Origin of the sequence: Tenacibaculum ascidiaceicola (assembly GCF_047470925.1) — a bacterium.
Classification (GTDB): Bacteria; Bacteroidota; Bacteroidia; order Flavobacteriales; family Flavobacteriaceae; genus Polaribacter; species Polaribacter discolor.
In genome coordinates this window covers 181,785-197,256 of record NZ_JAZKJP010000002.1, presented here as the reverse complement: position 1 = coordinate 197,256, position 15,472 = coordinate 181,785, and the positions used below count along the sequence as shown (strand labels likewise).

Sequence of the window (15,472 nt, the reverse complement as noted above, 5' to 3'; positions counted from 1 at the left end):
AAATTTACAAAGAAATAATTCCTTTTATAGCTTCTGCTTTTTTATAATATGAAATAACCTCGTCTGAACTTTTAACAGTTATATGTATCGATACACTCACGTACTTTCCTGTTTTAGACTTTTTGGTATTAATAACTGCCCCTCCGTTATCAAATAAATCTTGTACTTCTTGTACTTGATTACCATCAGTAGGAACTATAAATTTATATAAATACTTAGCAGGAAACGTTGTGGTATCTTCTAATTGTGATTTTAACTTTGCGTAAAAGGCTTCTCTATCTTGCATAACTCAAAAATTACTGTTCTTATTAAAATTCATCAAAAAATATAGAAATTGTAATGATGAAGCACAAAATTACACTATTTATTATATTTATAACTTGAAACTTTTATTTTTGCCCCATGCAACAAAAAATAGTTTTAATAGGTGGTCCTGGTACTGGTAAATCCTCTATTTTAAGAGAATTTATTAACCGTGGATATGAATGTATGCCAGAGATTTCAAGAGAAGTTACTCTAAAAGCTCAAAAAGATGGAATTGATCAACTTTTTTTAGAGCAACCTTTATTATTTAGCCAACTATTATTAGAAGGAAGGGAGCAACAGTACATAGATGCTCATCAAAGAGATGCTGAGATTATCTTTTTTGATAGAGGAATTCCTGATGTACATGCTTATATGAATTATTTAGGATCTGACTATCCAGATATTTTTATTGAAAAAAGCAATAAGTATTTATATAGCAAAGTATTTATGTGTGCCCCTTGGGAAGCCATATATAGATCTGATAATGAACGTTACGAGACTTTCGAACAGTCAGTAAAAATAGACACCTTTTTAAAAGAGGCTTACGAGGAAGTAGGTTATAATATTATTGACGTTCCTTTTGGTTCGATACATGAGCGCTGTGACTTTATTTTACATTCGTTAAAACACGATGTATGATGAATCACTACAAATATTAAAACATTATTGGGGTTATAATTCATTTAGAAAACCGCAACAAGAAATAATTACTGAAGTTTTAGCAGGAAACAATGTTGTTTCTTTACTTCCTACAGGAGGTGGAAAATCTATCTGCTTTCAAGTACCTGCATTGGTTAAAGAAGGAGTTTGTATAGTAGTTTCTCCTTTAATTTCCTTAATGCAAGATCAAGTTTCTAACCTTGTTGATAAAGGTATAAAAGCAACTTTAATACCTTCTGGAAGTACGCAAGATGAGATAATTACATTATTTGATAATATCCGATTTGGAAACACTAAGTTTTTATACATTTCTCCTGAACGATTACAATCTCGTTTTATTCAAGAAAAAATAAAGCAATTAAATGTAAATTTAATTGCTATTGATGAAGCACATTGTATTTCTGAATGGGGGCATGATTTTCGTCCATCTTATCAAAACATTACTATTTTAAAGGAACTACAACCTACCTCTCCAATAATTGCTTTAACTGCTACAGCAACTCAAAAAGTAATTTCAGACATTATTTCTTCTCTTGAATTAGAAAAACCTATATTATTTAAAAAATCTTTTTTTAGAGAAAATTTAGCCTATCAAATTTTTAAAACTGAAGATAAATTTGGCAAACTCAATCAGATTTTCACCAAAACAAAGGCTCCTGCAATTGTATATGTTAATACTCGTAGTAAGACAAAGGAAATTAGTAGTTATTTAAATGCACAAGGCTTTAAGAGTTCTTTTTACCATGGTGGTTTATCTTCTGTAGAGAAAAAAATAGCTTTTGATAATTGGATGTCTGAAAAAACTCCAATTATTGTTGCCACGAATGCCTTTGGAATGGGAATAGATAAACCCAATGTTAGAGTGGTTGTACATATTAGCTTACCTTCTTCTATAGAAAATTATATCCAAGAAGCAGGTCGTGGAGGTCGCGATGGAATAAAATCTTTCTCTGTAGTATTAACAAACAATAGTGATATTTCTTTAAGTAATGAATTACTTGAAAAATCATTACCAACCATTGAAGAAATAAAAATTATTCATCAAAAACTATATCAGCATTTTCAAATTACGAAAGGAGAATTAATAGAAACTGCTTTTGATTTTAATTTTTTAGGCTTTTGTAGTAAATACAATTTTATACCTAATAAAACATTTAATGCACTTCAAATACTTACTAATAATGGAGTTATAGAATTAAACCATAGTTTTCAACAAAAATCTACCGTTCAATTTTTAGCTTCAAGTAAACAAGTTATATCACATACAAATCAAAACACCCAAGCAAAAAATTTTGTTCAACAAATGTTACGTATGTATGGTGGTATTTTTGAAACTCCTGTAAAAATTGATGAATTTTATATTGCTAAAAAATTAGAAACTACATCTTGGTTTGTAATTGACACATTGGAAAAGTTAGCTCAAAAAGAACTAATCTCCTATACTAAAACTACTAATAATGCTGAACTTTTCTTTTTACAACCTAGAGAAGATGATAAAACCATCAACCGAATTTCTGTAAACATCAAACACTATATTAAACAGAAAAAAAAGAAAAATAGAGATTTACTTCAGTTCATAGAAAATAATTCAGTTTGCAGAAGTGTACAACTACTCTCCTATTTTGATGAACATCACTCTCAAAACTGTGGAATTTGTGATGTTTGTTTACAGAAAAAAAATAAAACTAGTATCAATCAAAAAGATATTCTTTCTAACTTACAAAAAGGAAAAACCTATACAGTTACTGAAATCTGCTCGCTATTAAATGAAAAAGAAGCAAACATTTTAATACTTTTGCGAGAGCTTCTTTCCGAAGAAAAAATGCACACAAAAAACAATAAATACTTTTTAAAATAATGAGAGATTTACGCATCGTTTTTATGGGAACTCCTGATTTTGCTGCTACTATTTTACAGCATTTAGTGGAGAATGATTATAATGTAGTTGGTGTTATCACAGCAGCCGATAAACCTGCTGGTAGAGGTCGTAAGCTTAATCAATCAGCTGTAAAAAAATATGCTTTATCTCAAAACTTGCCTATTCTTCAACCTAAAAACTTAAAGAGCGAAGAATTTCAAGAAGATTTAAAAAAGTGGAATGCTAATTTACAAGTAGTTGTAGCTTTTAGAATGTTACCAAAGTCAGTTTGGGCAATGCCTGAATTTGGCACCTTTAATTTACATGCTTCATTGTTACCAGAATATCGTGGTGCTGCTCCTATTAACTGGGCTATCATAAATGGTGAAACAAAAACGGGGGTTACTACTTTCTTTATTGATGATAAAATTGATACTGGTGAAATTATTCTACAAAGTGAGGTAACAATTGAAGAAGATGAAATTGTTGGTGAATTACACGACAGATTAATGCGTTTAGGGGCTAAACTAGTTGCTGAAACCTTAGACTTAATAGCTAAAGGTGATGTAACAACTACTAAACAACCTGAACTAGAAGAAAAATCTGCACCAAAATTATATCCACGTAATTGTAAAATAGATTGGTCTAAATCTTTAAATGATATTTACAATCATATTCGCGGATTAAACCCATATCCTGCTGCTTGGACTACTATAGTTAACGGAGAGGATGAACTTTCAGCTAAAATATATGGAGTTAGCAAAGAGCCTTCTTCACATAATCATGATATTGGTACTATTGTTACTTCTAAAAAAGAACTAAAAGTAGCTGTAACAGATGGTTACTTAAATATTCATCAAATTAAAATTTCTGGTAAAAAATTAATGGATGCTCAAAGTTTATTAAACGGTTATCAGTTTAATAAAGGGGCAAAAGTGCTGTAGCCCTTTATTTATAGGGTTTTAACGTTTTTAACAAAAAACGGCTAGTGGTTATTAACAATTCAAGGCAACTTATTAACAAAACAGTATTTTTTTTAAGTCAAATCTTGCACAATCCCGCATTCCGTCTATATTTGTTGAGCTATTGAAGCAAAAAAAACATTAATTAATTTTAAAATCTATTTAAATTATGAACAAATCAGATTTAATCGATGCGATGGCTGCTGATGCAGGAATTTCAAAAGCTGCTGCTAAAGCTGCATTAGACTCTTTAACTGATAACGTAACAAAAACTTTAAAGAAAGGTGATAAAGTTGCTTTAGTTGGATGGGGAACTTGGTCTGTTTCTAAGAGAGCTGCTAGAACTGGTAGAAACCCTCAAACAGGAAAAGAAATTAAGATTGCTGCTAAAAATGTAGTTAAGTTTAAAGCTGGTGCTGGTTTAAGCAATTCAGTAAACTAATATTTTCCACGAAACATATTACAAACAGCATTTAGGCAACTAAATGCTGTTTTTTTTATATCTAAGTGTCACAAAAAATAAATACTGGTTGTCTATTATATAGAACTTAAAACCTTTTAAAATGAAAAATATAGTTACTGTTATCGGACTTTTATTTTGCTTTTCTACAGCTTTTGCCCAAAGAACCTTCAATGCATCAGATATTATGAAAGATGTTAAAAACGGAAAAGCGGTAGAAATTTCTAATGCCACTATTAAAGGTACATTAGACTTTACTTTTATGGATGAAGCCTTACCTAAATTACCTAAAAGAAAAAGTTGGTGGAACAATGGTGGATCTAATACAATTGAAAAACAAATTACCAATAAAATCTCTTTTGTTAATTGTGTTTTTGATGATGATGTGTTAGCTTACATTCCTCATGAAAAAAGCGGATATACCTTTGTAGCTAACTTTGAAGACGTGGTTGTATTTAAAGACTGTACTTTTGAACAAAAAGCTATGTTTAAATACTCTGATTTTGAAAGAAACACTAATTTTTCTAATACTAAGTTTAAAGGAGATTCTACCTTTAAATATGCAAAATTTGATAGAGATATTACTTTTGAAAATACATCTTTTGAAGAACCAGCTACTTTTAAATATGCAGATTTTAAACGTTTTGTAAGCTTTAAAAACTCTGTTTTTAATGAGAGTGCTATTTTTAAATATACTGAGTTTAAAGACGGGGTATCATTTAGAAATGTAAAATTTGAAGAAGACTTAAATATTAAATATACCAAAGTATCTGGTGAGTTTGATATCACAGGAATGGAAGTAGCTTTTGATATAGACTCAAAATACACTAAAATAAATGGAAAAAGTTTTAATAAGTATTTAATGAAAAGATAAACTTTATTCTATCCTCCTATATATAAGAAGTTAAAAAAATACACTTAAGCTAAAGGGCAAAAACTCGTAATATCTATTACGAGTTTTTGCCCTTTAAAATTTAGGTTGACTCTTATTATTAATTACACTAACTTAGTATACAACTTCTTACCCTCAAACCTACAACTACTAATGGAGTCCAGAAACCATTCAAAAACGGGGTAAATCCGAAAAACCAAACGAGTAGGAATTAAATTTAATGTCATGCCTAAATATGTTATTGAACGAGAGCTCGCAGGAGCTAGCGACTTAACCCCTGAGCAACTAAAAGAAATTTCACAGAATTCTTGTGGGATTTTAGATGAATTAGGACCTAAAATACAGTGGGTTCATAGTTATGTAGCAGAAGACAAAATATATTGTATTTACAATGCACCTGATAAGGAGATGATTCTTAAACATGCAGAAAAAGGAGGTTTTCCTGCAAACAAAATCAATCAAGTTTCAACTATTATTGACCCTATTACTGCTGAGTAATCATTATTAAAACACTAAAAAAAAACCTCGTAAGAATTCTTACGAGGTTTGTTTTACTTTCTAATAAACTGGGTAATTATTTAAAAATCATAAACTTTTTTTACCTTTAAAACCTAATTTGAATTGTAACCTGTTTTTATATAAGCAACAACTACTTTAATCATCATAGCAAAAAATAATGACATTCAATAAAATTTGGAATATTCATAAAGACCATTTACTAAATTTTGTCAATACTAAAGTTAATGACAAACATATTGCAGATGATATTCTACAGGAAGTTAGCTTAAAACTATATAAGAGTTTTGCTAAAGAAATAGAAATAAAAGATTATAAGAATTGGCTTTTTCAAGTTACCAGAAATACAATTGCTGATTATTATAGAAAGCAAGTAAAACAAGATAAAATTGTAATAAATCAGCCTGAAACAAATATTAATTTTGATCCTTGTGTTTGTGACTTGTCCTCTTTTATTATTCAACAATACCTTCCTAAAAAATATAGTGAACCTCTTTATTTAAGTGGTATCGAACAAAAACCTCAACAAGAAATTGCTGACACTCTAAACCTAAGCTTAACAGCAACAAAATCTAGAATACAGAGAGGACGTAAAAAGCTAAAAGAATTAGCTATTGAATGTGTTGATATTTCTTATAATAATAAAGGCCAAATAACTGATTTTACACTAAAGAAAAACTGTGAACTCCCACAAGAATTAAAAAATGAAATGAAAAGAATAAACTTTATACCATAATCTTGCATCTTTTTACTTCCTGCTGACGACTACAAAGGAAAGTAAAAACATATGAAACATAAAAAAACATCTTTATTTGCTGTCCCTTTTTTATTAATGTCAACTGCTATATTCAGTTATTTAACCCTAATAAATAAATGGAACTTTGAAATAGCCTCTTATGCTATTTTCTTTTTTACACTTTTATACATTTTAGTTTTAGAACGTGTTATTCCTTTAAAAAGAAAATGGACTCCTCAAAAAAACTCACTTTGGACAGATATTAAGCATTTAATTTTCTCTACAGCTATATTTGATGCTTTTGGAAAAACACTCGCCCTATCAATAACCATTTATGTTCGAGAAAATAGTTTTACTCTATTCAACTTCTGGGACACTCTCCCTTTTTGGACTTGTTATATTATCGCTAATTTAATTGGTGATCTTCTTCCATATTTATACCATCGTATTAGTCATAAAGGTAACTCCAACTCATATCTAAGTCTCTTACTCTGGAAAATTCATTCAATTCATCATTTACCAACAAGTTTGAACTGGTTTAAAACGAATTGGATACATCCTCTTAATATGTTTTTAAACACATTTTTAAAGATGGCTCCTATTCTACTTTTAGGGTTCAGTAAAGAAGTTATTTTTTTAGTAGGAATTGCACATACAGTTATTGCCTATATTTCACACGCCAACATTCAAACAAGAAAAAGTTTTTGGGATTATCTTATTGTTACACCTCAAATCCACCATTTTCATCATAGTACAGATTTGGAAGAAGCTAAAAATTTCAGCAATATTTTTCCTTTTTGGGACTTGTTATTTGGTACCTATTACAACCGAAAGGGAGCTGTTAAAGAAGTAGGAGTTATGAAAAGTTCTAATATTAATTATCCAGAACATCATGCATATTATAAGCAAATAGTATTTCCTATAACAACTTTAAAAGAATGTTGTAAATAAAAAATCACACATAAATATATTTGATATATCAAATATATTTATATTTTTGCTTGACATATCAAATAAAATGAATTTTAATACACCAACAACTACTGTTTTATATTCCATAGAAGAAACTATAAAAGCATATCGTAAGCTCAGTCAACATAATATCACCCAAGTTATTCCTGATATTACTGTAGATCAGGCTCTAATTTTATTAATGCTAGAAAATAATAATAAAACTCAAACAGAAATTGCCGATTTAGTTTTTAAAGACTATGCCTCTATGACACGTATAGTGAAACTAATGATATCTAAAAACTATTTAATTAAAACAACGGATAGAAAAGACAAGCGAAAAGCTAAGTTAGAAATTACAGATAATGGAAAAGAAATTATAAAAAAACTAAAGCCTGTAATACAAAAAAACAGACAAACTGCCTTAAATAATGTATCTAATAAAGAATTAGAACAGTTATACAAAACTTTAAAAAAAATAACTAAAAATTGCAATTCTTAAAATGAAGAGATTAATCTATTTACTTGTACTTACAATTACTTTTTCTTGCACAAAGAAGAAATCCACTCTTATTAAAAATCAAAAAATAAATCAAATTGCTAATTACTTAGACTCTTTAAATGGATTTAGTGGTAGTGTTTTAATTGCTAAAAATGACAGCATCTTATTCAAGAAAGCATATGGGTTTGCTCATCTGGGACACAAAATAAAAAACAATACAGAAACTAAATTTTCGTACGCTTCTATAGGCAAATCTTTTACTGCTGTTGTTATATTTCAATTAATTCAAGAAGGAAAATTATCATTACAAGATAATATCGGTAAGTTTCTTCCTAACTATCAAAATAAAGAAGCTAGAGATTCTGTTACTATAGAGTTATTACTAAAACATAGAAGTGGATTACCTAATTATTTTCATTCCGAAAAGTTCTTAAATACCTCTAAAGATAAATATAGAACTACGGAGCAACTTTCTCTTCTGTATGAAAATGAGCCTTTAGAGTTTAAACCTAACAAACAATTTGCATATAGAAATACTAATTATATTGTACTAGGTAGAATTATAGAAGCCATCACAAAATTGCCTTATAATGAGTACGTACAAGAGCATATATTCTCTATAGCTGGTATGCAAAACACAGGTAATTTTGATATTGATCATACTATTGAAAATGCTTCTGAAAACTATACTCTTTCAAACAGTTACCCTAACCAATTACAAAAAACAATTTTTATGGGAGGTGTAAAAGGTACTCCAGCTGGAGGTGGATACACAAACGTGGATGACTTATATAATTTTACATTAGCTTTTAAAAACAATAAGCTTTTAAACAAAACCTATACCGACCTTATGAAAAAAGAACCAAAAAACGATTGGTATGGGTACGGAATGCAGTTTGCAGGAGCTAAAGGTTCAGGAATTTATGGTCACAGTGGAGGACATTTCGGTACTGGTGCTGAATGGCGAGTTTTTGAAAAACAAAATTACATCGTAATACTTTTAACTAATAAAGATCTAGATCAAGGCTTTTTTGATGCTCGTTTTTTTATAGAAAAAACAATCTCAGGCACAACTCCAAAGCTAGACAACTACTTTTTTACTAAAAAGATAATTAAAACTTGTTTGAATAACAGTATTGAAGAAGCTAAAACAGAAATTAAAAACTCAAAATTCAAACTTTCTGAAATAAACTTAAACGCTAAAGGCTATGAAATGATAAAAAGAGGCTTTTATAAAAAAGCTATTAATTTATTTATGCTTGAAGTATTCTCTTTCCCTGAGTCTTATGATGCATACGATTCTTTAGGAGAAGCTTATATGGAAAATGGTCAAATAAAAAAAGCTATCAAAAATTATCAAAAAAGCCTCGAGCTTAACCCTAATAATACAAATGCTGTAGAGAAACTAAAAAAATTAAAATCTATTTAATTGTAATTAAATGAAATACTACACTATTCTACTCATACTAATTACACCATTAGCTTTTGCTCAACAAGAGACAACATTAGAAAGTTACATGGATGCTCAAGCAAGTATTAATCATTTCTCAGGAACAGTATTAGTAACTAAAAATGACTCCATCTTATTAAAAAAAGCGTATGGAACTGCTGATTATGAATGGAAAGTTCCAAATACAATTGATACAAAATTTAGTTTAGCTTCAGTATCAAAACAATTTACAGCTGTTGCTATCATGCAGTTAATAGAAAAAGGAAAGATCTCATTAGATGATAAACTTACTAAGTATTATCCAAACTTTCCTAAAGGAGACCAAATAACAATTAAAATGATGTTGACACATAATGCTGGATTCCAGATGGATTATGACGAGCTATACCTTGCTAAAACATCATTAGATAAAGATTCTGTGGCAAATTACATTATGCAAAAGCCTTTGTTGTTTAAACCAGGTTCAAATACAGCATACAGTAATATTGGATATTATTTACTTGCACGTATTATTGAAAAAATTTCTAATCAATCCTATACAGCATATCTTAAAGTAAATCTATTTGATAAAGCTAAAATGTACAATACAGGTGTAAGCACCAATAGTTCAATCGTTTTTAAATCTGCTAAAACCTATTACAAAAAAGACAATACACTCATAAAAAACCCTTACATAAACTGGAATTTTAATATTGGGCATGACGGTATCTACTCTACTGTAGAAGATTTATACCTTTGGAATAAAGCTCTTTTTAACAGTACAACTATACTAAACGAAGTCTCTAAAAAAAAGGTACTTACCTCATATAATGATCAAAAATTTGGTTTTGGCTTAATGGTAAATCCTTTTTATAATCAAAACCATAAATTAATAGCCCACGATGGAGGATTTTATGGAGCCATGACTTCGTTTAATAAATTTACCAATGATAACATTTTTATTACCGTATTATCTAACAATCAATCCCCTTCATATTTAATTGCTTACGGACTTGCTGCAATTCTTTTCAAAAAGTCTGTCGAGCTTCCATACAAACATCAACTAGTAAAGATAAACCCTATACTATATAACGAGTATGCTGGAAAATATGGAAGCGTTACAATTCTTAAAAGGAATAAAAAACTATACTACTCTAATTATGATACTGAATTATTACCTGAGTCTGATGTCAAGTTTTTTATTGCTAATAATTATAAGACTATTGAATTTATTAAAAACAAAAAAGGTAAAGTCACCAAAATTATAGTTAGAAAAGCTGGTGTCGCTGAAATTAAAAAGAAAACTAGTTAATTAAATAGTACTCTATCGAAGCCTTAAACATTATTTAAAAGAGTTGTTTCAGCTCTTTTAAGAATATGGATAAAAAACGTAAGCCCTAAAAATGAAAAAAATAACTTATTCCCTTTTACTTATAATCATACTTTCTTGTACAAATAAGAAACTTACATCTATTAAAGATTCTAATGTAAATAAAATTACTAATTACTTAGACTCTTTAGATGGGTTTAGTGGAGCAATTTTAATTGCTAAAAATGACAGCATCTTATTCAAGAAAGCTTATGGATATGCTCATTTAGGTCTTAAAGTTAAAAATAGAACAGATACAAAATTCAATCAAGGTTCTATTGGTAAGTCATTTACTGCTGTAGCAATATTACAGTTAATACAAAAAGGTAAATTATCATTACAAGACAATATTGGAAAATTTCTTCCAAATTACCCTAATAAAACTGTTAGAGATTCTGTAACAATAGCTCACCTTTTAACACATACAAGTGGACTGCCACATTTTTTTGCCAGAGAATCCTTTATCAGAGGGTCTAAAGATTTATTTAGACTTACAAATGACTTTAGTTCTCTATATGAAAATGAACCAATGGAATCCAAACCAGGTAAAATATTTTCATATCGTAATACTAATTACTTAATACTAGGTAAAATAATTGAAGTTGTATCTGGTACAAATTATAATAATTATTTAGAAAGCAGTATTTATTCCATTGCTTCGATGAAAAATACAGGAAACTATGACTTAGATCATCCTATTGACAATGCCGCAGAGGGTTATACAACTTCTGAAGTCCACCCGAATAAGCTTAAAATAAATATTCATACGTATCCTGTAAGAGGCGGTGCTCATGGAGGCGGATATACCACCTTAGATGATTTGTATAAGTTTTCTAAGGCTTTAAAAGACTATAAACTACTTAATAAAGAATACACTAAACTATTCACTACTCCTTTAAAAAAAGACAGTTATTATGGTTATGGAATGCAATTCCCTAATCCAGAAGAAGGCACTATATATGGACATACTGGAGGGCATTATGGTGTAGGTAACGAGTGGCGTGTTTATAAACAAAAAGGATACTCAGTTATAATTCTAACAAACAAAGACGCTGATAAAGGTTTTTTAGATGCTCGCTACTTTATTCAAAAAACTATTTCTGGAAACACTTCAAAACTAAACAATTACTTTTTTACCAAAGAAGTCATAAAAACTTGTTTAAATGAAGACATTGAACAAGCAAAAGCTTTAATCCGAAAATCAAAATTTAAAATTTTTGAAATTGACTTAAATACGAAAGGTTACGAAATGATAAAAAAAGGTTTTTATAAAAAAGCAATCGACTTATTTACACTTGAAATACTATCTCATCCTGAATCATACAATGCATACGATTCTTTAGGAGAAGCCTACATGAAAGACGGACAGATAAAAAAAGCTATCAAAAATTATCAAAAGAGTTTAGAAATAAACCCTGAGAACTTAAATGGAAGGGAGAAGTTACGCGAATTATTGGCTATGAATAATTGGCACTAACAAAAACTCCGCTAAAAAAGCGGAGTTTTTATTTTTATTCTTCTTCATCGTTAAATGAAGTATTCTTCTTTGCTTTTTTACTTCCTTCGTAGAGTTCGTACTTTACAAAACGACAATCTAAATCAGCATTCTTAAGCGGAATTCTTTTCGACGTTCGTAAACCTACATGCTTTAAAGCTTGAATATCCGATGTGATTAACCACGCTGTTGAATTTGGATAATTATTCTTTAAAGTATCTCCTATTTTTGTGTAAAACTCTTCTACATCAATATTTAAACGCTCACCATAAGGCGGATTGAACAAAATTGTAGTTTTACCAAACACTTCTTTCTTAGAGTTAAAGAAGTTTACGTGATGTACTCCTATAAACTCTTCTAAATTTGCATTGATAATATTCTGTTGTGCTTTTCTAACTGCTGATGGAGCCTTATCAAAGCCCATTATTTTAAAATGCGAACTTCGTATTTTTTTCAACAACGAATCTTGAATAACAAAGTATAAATCTTCATCATAATCCTTCCAATTTTCAAAAGCAAAATGCTTACGGTTAATGTTTGCAGGAATTTGATTCGCTATCATTGCTGCTTCAATCAAAATAGTACCTGAACCACACATTGGGTCAATAAAATTCTCTTCACCTTTATATCCTGAAAGCAAAATTAATCCTGCTGCCAATACCTCATTAATCGGCGCAATATTTGTTGCACTTCTATAACCACGCTTGTGTAACGATTCACCTGAAGAATCTAACGAAATAGTTAACCATTCTTTATGAATATGAATATGAACTTTTACATCTGGATACTTTAAATCTACATTCGGACGCTTTTTATACTTATGCATAAAATAATCTGCAATAGCATCCTTCGATTTCAAACTAATATAGTGCGAGTTTGAAGTAAAGTTTTTTGAGTTTACTACCGAACCAATAGCAAATGTTCCATCAACATCTAAAAATCGTTCCCATTTTATACGTTGAATTGCTTCGTATAAATCTTCTTCATCAAAAATTTTACTGCGTTTAATCGGTTTTAAAATACGAATAGCAGTACGTAAAGCTATATTAGCTTTATACATAAAACCTTTATCACCTCTAAAAGTAACACTACGTACTCCCTCCTTCACTTCCATTGCTCCCAGCAGTCGTAACTCATCTGCTAAAACTCCTTCTAAACCTGCCATGGTTATGGCAGTCATTTTAAAATCTTTTTCCATGTAACTGTAAAATTTCATTGCAAAAGTACAGCTAATTTTGGGTTGTTGTGAATCTTTTCTACTTTGAATATAAAAAACGTAAGTTTTGCGTATTTTTGCAGACCTTATAGTTATGAATACAACAACAGATTGGTTTACTTCGTGGTTTAATACACCATACTATCATATTTTATACAAGCATAGAAACGATGCCGATGCACAGTTTTTTATGCGAAACATTACTTCTTTTTTACAGTTACCTAAATTGAGTCGTATTGCTGATTTACCCTGCGGAAAAGGGCGTCATGCAGTGTACTTAAACTCGTTGGGTTATGATGTTGTGGGAGGTGATTTAAGTGAAAACAGTATTGAACATGCCAAACAATTTGAGAATGACACGCTTCATTTTGAAGTTTGGGACATGCGAAAGCCTATCGAAAGTAAATACGATGCTGTATTTAATCTTTTTACCAGTTTTGGTTACTTTGAAGATGATAACGAAGACATTGCTGTTTTAAGAAGTATTAAAAACGGACTAAAAGAAAACGGTGTTTTTGTGTTAGACTTTTTAAATGTTGAAAAAGTAAAAAACACACTAGTAAAAGAAGAAGTAAAGACTATTGATAGCATTGAATTCAATATTAAAAAAGAAATCAAAGACGGATTTATCTTAAAACATATTTCTTTTACTGCTGAAGGAAAATCACATTCATATACTGAACGTGTAAAATTTTTAACTTTAGAAAAACTACAATCGTATTTTGATAGTGTCGGCTTACAAGTAACACATGTTTTTGGCGATTACAATCTTAATGAGTTTAATTCACAATCTTCTGACCGCTTAATTATTGTTGCTAAATGAGTTACTTATTGCTAATTATTTCTGTTTTAGTAGGTGTTTTATTCGTTTTTACACTAAAACCTAGTAACACCTTCGTTCGCTTATTATTAGCCTTTAGTGGTGCTTATTTACTTTCGGTAACTATTTTACATTTATTACCCGAAGTATATCACCATACCGATGATACTAAATTAATAGGTATTTTAATTTTAATAGGAATTATTATTCAATCGGTATTAGAATCATTCTCAAAAGGAGCTGAACACGGGCATATACATTTACATTCTGACTCGTCTAAATTTCCTTGGTTACTTTTTGTGAGTTTATGTATTCATGCTTTTTCAGAAGGATTACCAATTCATCATGCAGATGATAACTTATTATGGGCAATTATTGTACATAAAATTCCAATTGCAATAGTTTTAACCACCTTTTTGTTACAAACAAAGTATTCAAAGAAAACAATCTTTTTCTTTTTAACTGTATTTGCATTAATGAGTCCTTTAGGTATTTTAGTATCTAATAAAGTTCCTTTAATAGAACAATATCATACAGAAATTACAGCTTTAATAGTTGGAGTATTTTTACACATTTCAACCATTATTCTTTTTGAAAGTACTGAAAACCACAAATTCAACTACAAAAAATTTGCTGCTATTATTTTAGGAATATTACTAACTATCTTCTCTATGCACCAACCCCATTGAGAAAGCAGGTAAACAAACTGCTAAATACTCACAAGGTTCTGTAAATGGATTGGAATATTGAATACGTGTATTTTTTTCAATTTTAATAGATTGTCCTGCTTCTAACACCACAATTTCACCTTCAATATTAAATTGCTTTTTTCCTTTAATTATATAGGTATATTCTTCAAATTCTGGTTTTTGAAAAGGTTCACTCCAACCTGGAGGAGCTATCATATGTGCAATACTTACTTTTGAATTTCCATCAGTAGCATTTCCAAAATGTTCTTCGATTAATTTTCCGTCGGTAGTTGGCACTACAAACGGACTTTTTTGAATGGTATATTTTTTACTCATATCGTTTTACTTATTTCTTTCGAATTTTTAATATTTAAGTCTAAAACTTCTTTATAACTTTATGTAACAGTAGCACACTATTAACCATTAAATCAGCAATAAAATTAAAATTATTTCTTTTCAGTTATAACCTAAACAGTACTTAAAATTGATATAAATAGACAAAATAATAAGTAGTCTTTAAGTACACAAGATTACTGATACACCCACAAGTTTCGTACAAAAATAATTGATTGTTCTTAAAAGACAGCACTTTACAGTAAGTATCTTAAAAA

General features: G+C 29.5%; 17 protein-coding genes. 14 read left to right on the top strand and 3 right to left on the bottom strand.

Annotated elements, in window-relative coordinates; translation table 11 throughout:
* Positions 1-4 precede the first annotated feature (4 nt).
* On the bottom strand, positions 5-286 hold the full coding sequence (locus VBY68_RS01250; RefSeq protein WP_099216096.1) for a DUF493 family protein: 282 nt from the start codon (positions 284-286) through the stop codon (positions 5-7).
* Positions 287-402: 116 nt separating this feature from the next.
* On the opposite strand from VBY68_RS01250, the gene VBY68_RS01245 reads away from it, so the two are divergent.
* The 12 genes from VBY68_RS01245 (at position 403) to VBY68_RS01190 (ending at position 12,118) form a co-directional block, all read left to right on the top strand.
* Positions 403-945 (top strand): AAA family ATPase, encoded by a 543-nt coding sequence (locus VBY68_RS01245; RefSeq protein WP_099216097.1) that lies wholly within the window; start codon positions 403-405, stop codon positions 943-945.
* Positions 938-2,824 (top strand): RecQ family ATP-dependent DNA helicase, encoded by a 1,887-nt coding sequence (locus tag VBY68_RS01240; protein WP_415268609.1) that lies wholly within the window; start codon positions 938-940, stop codon positions 2,822-2,824. The genes VBY68_RS01245 and VBY68_RS01240 overlap by 8 nt, the downstream gene beginning before the upstream one ends.
* Positions 2,824-3,768 carry a methionyl-tRNA formyltransferase gene (fmt, locus tag VBY68_RS01235; RefSeq protein WP_415268608.1) on the top strand — a complete coding sequence of 315 codons (945 nt, stop codon included), beginning with the start codon at positions 2,824-2,826 and terminating at the stop codon, positions 3,766-3,768. The genes VBY68_RS01240 and fmt overlap by 1 nt, the downstream gene beginning before the upstream one ends.
* Positions 3,769-3,955: 187 nt before the next feature.
* On the top strand, positions 3,956-4,228 hold the full coding sequence (locus VBY68_RS01230) for an HU family DNA-binding protein (protein WP_099216100.1): 273 nt from the start codon (positions 3,956-3,958) through the stop codon (positions 4,226-4,228).
* Between the two features lie 121 nt (positions 4,229-4,349).
* Positions 4,350-5,120, top strand: coding sequence for a pentapeptide repeat-containing protein (locus tag VBY68_RS01225; protein WP_124590004.1), 771 nt, complete (start codon positions 4,350-4,352; stop codon positions 5,118-5,120).
* A gap of 243 nt (positions 5,121-5,363) precedes the next feature.
* Positions 5,364-5,636: a DUF4242 domain-containing protein gene (locus VBY68_RS01220; protein ID WP_121147470.1), complete on the top strand. Its 273-nt coding sequence runs from the start codon at positions 5,364-5,366 to the stop codon at positions 5,634-5,636.
* Positions 5,637-5,814: 178 nt separating this feature from the next.
* Positions 5,815-6,390 (top strand): sigma-70 family RNA polymerase sigma factor, encoded by a 576-nt coding sequence (locus tag VBY68_RS01215; protein WP_415268607.1) that lies wholly within the window; start codon positions 5,815-5,817, stop codon positions 6,388-6,390.
* 51 nt (positions 6,391-6,441) lie between these two features.
* Positions 6,442-7,341, top strand: coding sequence for a sterol desaturase family protein (locus VBY68_RS01210; RefSeq protein WP_415268606.1), 900 nt, complete (start codon positions 6,442-6,444; stop codon positions 7,339-7,341).
* A 67-nt stretch (positions 7,342-7,408) separates the two neighbouring features.
* Positions 7,409-7,843 carry a MarR family winged helix-turn-helix transcriptional regulator gene (locus VBY68_RS01205; protein WP_099216105.1) on the top strand — a complete coding sequence of 145 codons (435 nt, stop codon included), beginning with the start codon at positions 7,409-7,411 and terminating at the stop codon, positions 7,841-7,843.
* A 1-nt stretch (position 7,844) separates the two neighbouring features.
* The gene (locus VBY68_RS01200; protein ID WP_415268605.1) at positions 7,845-9,272 is read left to right on the top strand and encodes a serine hydrolase; all 1,428 of its coding nucleotides are present in this window, start codon (positions 7,845-7,847) and stop codon (positions 9,270-9,272) included.
* 10 nt (positions 9,273-9,282) lie between these two features.
* Complete coding sequence (locus tag VBY68_RS01195; RefSeq protein ID WP_415268604.1) at positions 9,283-10,584, top strand: serine hydrolase; 1,302 nt, start codon at positions 9,283-9,285, stop codon at positions 10,582-10,584.
* A gap of 91 nt (positions 10,585-10,675) precedes the next feature.
* On the top strand, positions 10,676-12,118 hold the full coding sequence (locus VBY68_RS01190; protein WP_415268603.1) for a serine hydrolase: 1,443 nt from the start codon (positions 10,676-10,678) through the stop codon (positions 12,116-12,118).
* Between the two features lie 34 nt (positions 12,119-12,152).
* On the opposite strand, the gene VBY68_RS01185 is transcribed toward VBY68_RS01190, so the two are convergent.
* Positions 12,153-13,334, bottom strand: coding sequence for a THUMP domain-containing class I SAM-dependent RNA methyltransferase (locus VBY68_RS01185; RefSeq protein ID WP_099216108.1), 1,182 nt, complete (start codon positions 13,332-13,334; stop codon positions 12,153-12,155).
* Between the two features lie 112 nt (positions 13,335-13,446).
* Here VBY68_RS01185 and VBY68_RS01180 point away from each other — a divergent pair, with 112 nt between their 5' ends.
* Both VBY68_RS01180 and VBY68_RS01175 read left to right on the top strand, forming a co-directional pair.
* Entirely contained in the window at positions 13,447-14,175 is a 729-nt protein-coding gene (locus VBY68_RS01180) for a class I SAM-dependent methyltransferase (RefSeq protein ID WP_415268602.1), read from the top strand.
* Positions 14,172-14,861 carry a ZIP family metal transporter gene (locus VBY68_RS01175; protein WP_415268601.1) on the top strand — a complete coding sequence of 230 codons (690 nt, stop codon included), beginning with the start codon at positions 14,172-14,174 and terminating at the stop codon, positions 14,859-14,861. The genes VBY68_RS01180 and VBY68_RS01175 overlap by 4 nt, the downstream gene beginning before the upstream one ends.
* Here the strand turns inward: VBY68_RS01175 and VBY68_RS01170 are convergent.
* Positions 14,829-15,197 (bottom strand): cupin domain-containing protein, encoded by a 369-nt coding sequence (locus VBY68_RS01170; protein WP_415268600.1) that lies wholly within the window; start codon positions 15,195-15,197, stop codon positions 14,829-14,831. The genes VBY68_RS01175 and VBY68_RS01170 overlap by 33 nt on opposite strands.
* Positions 15,198-15,472 lie beyond the last annotated feature (275 nt).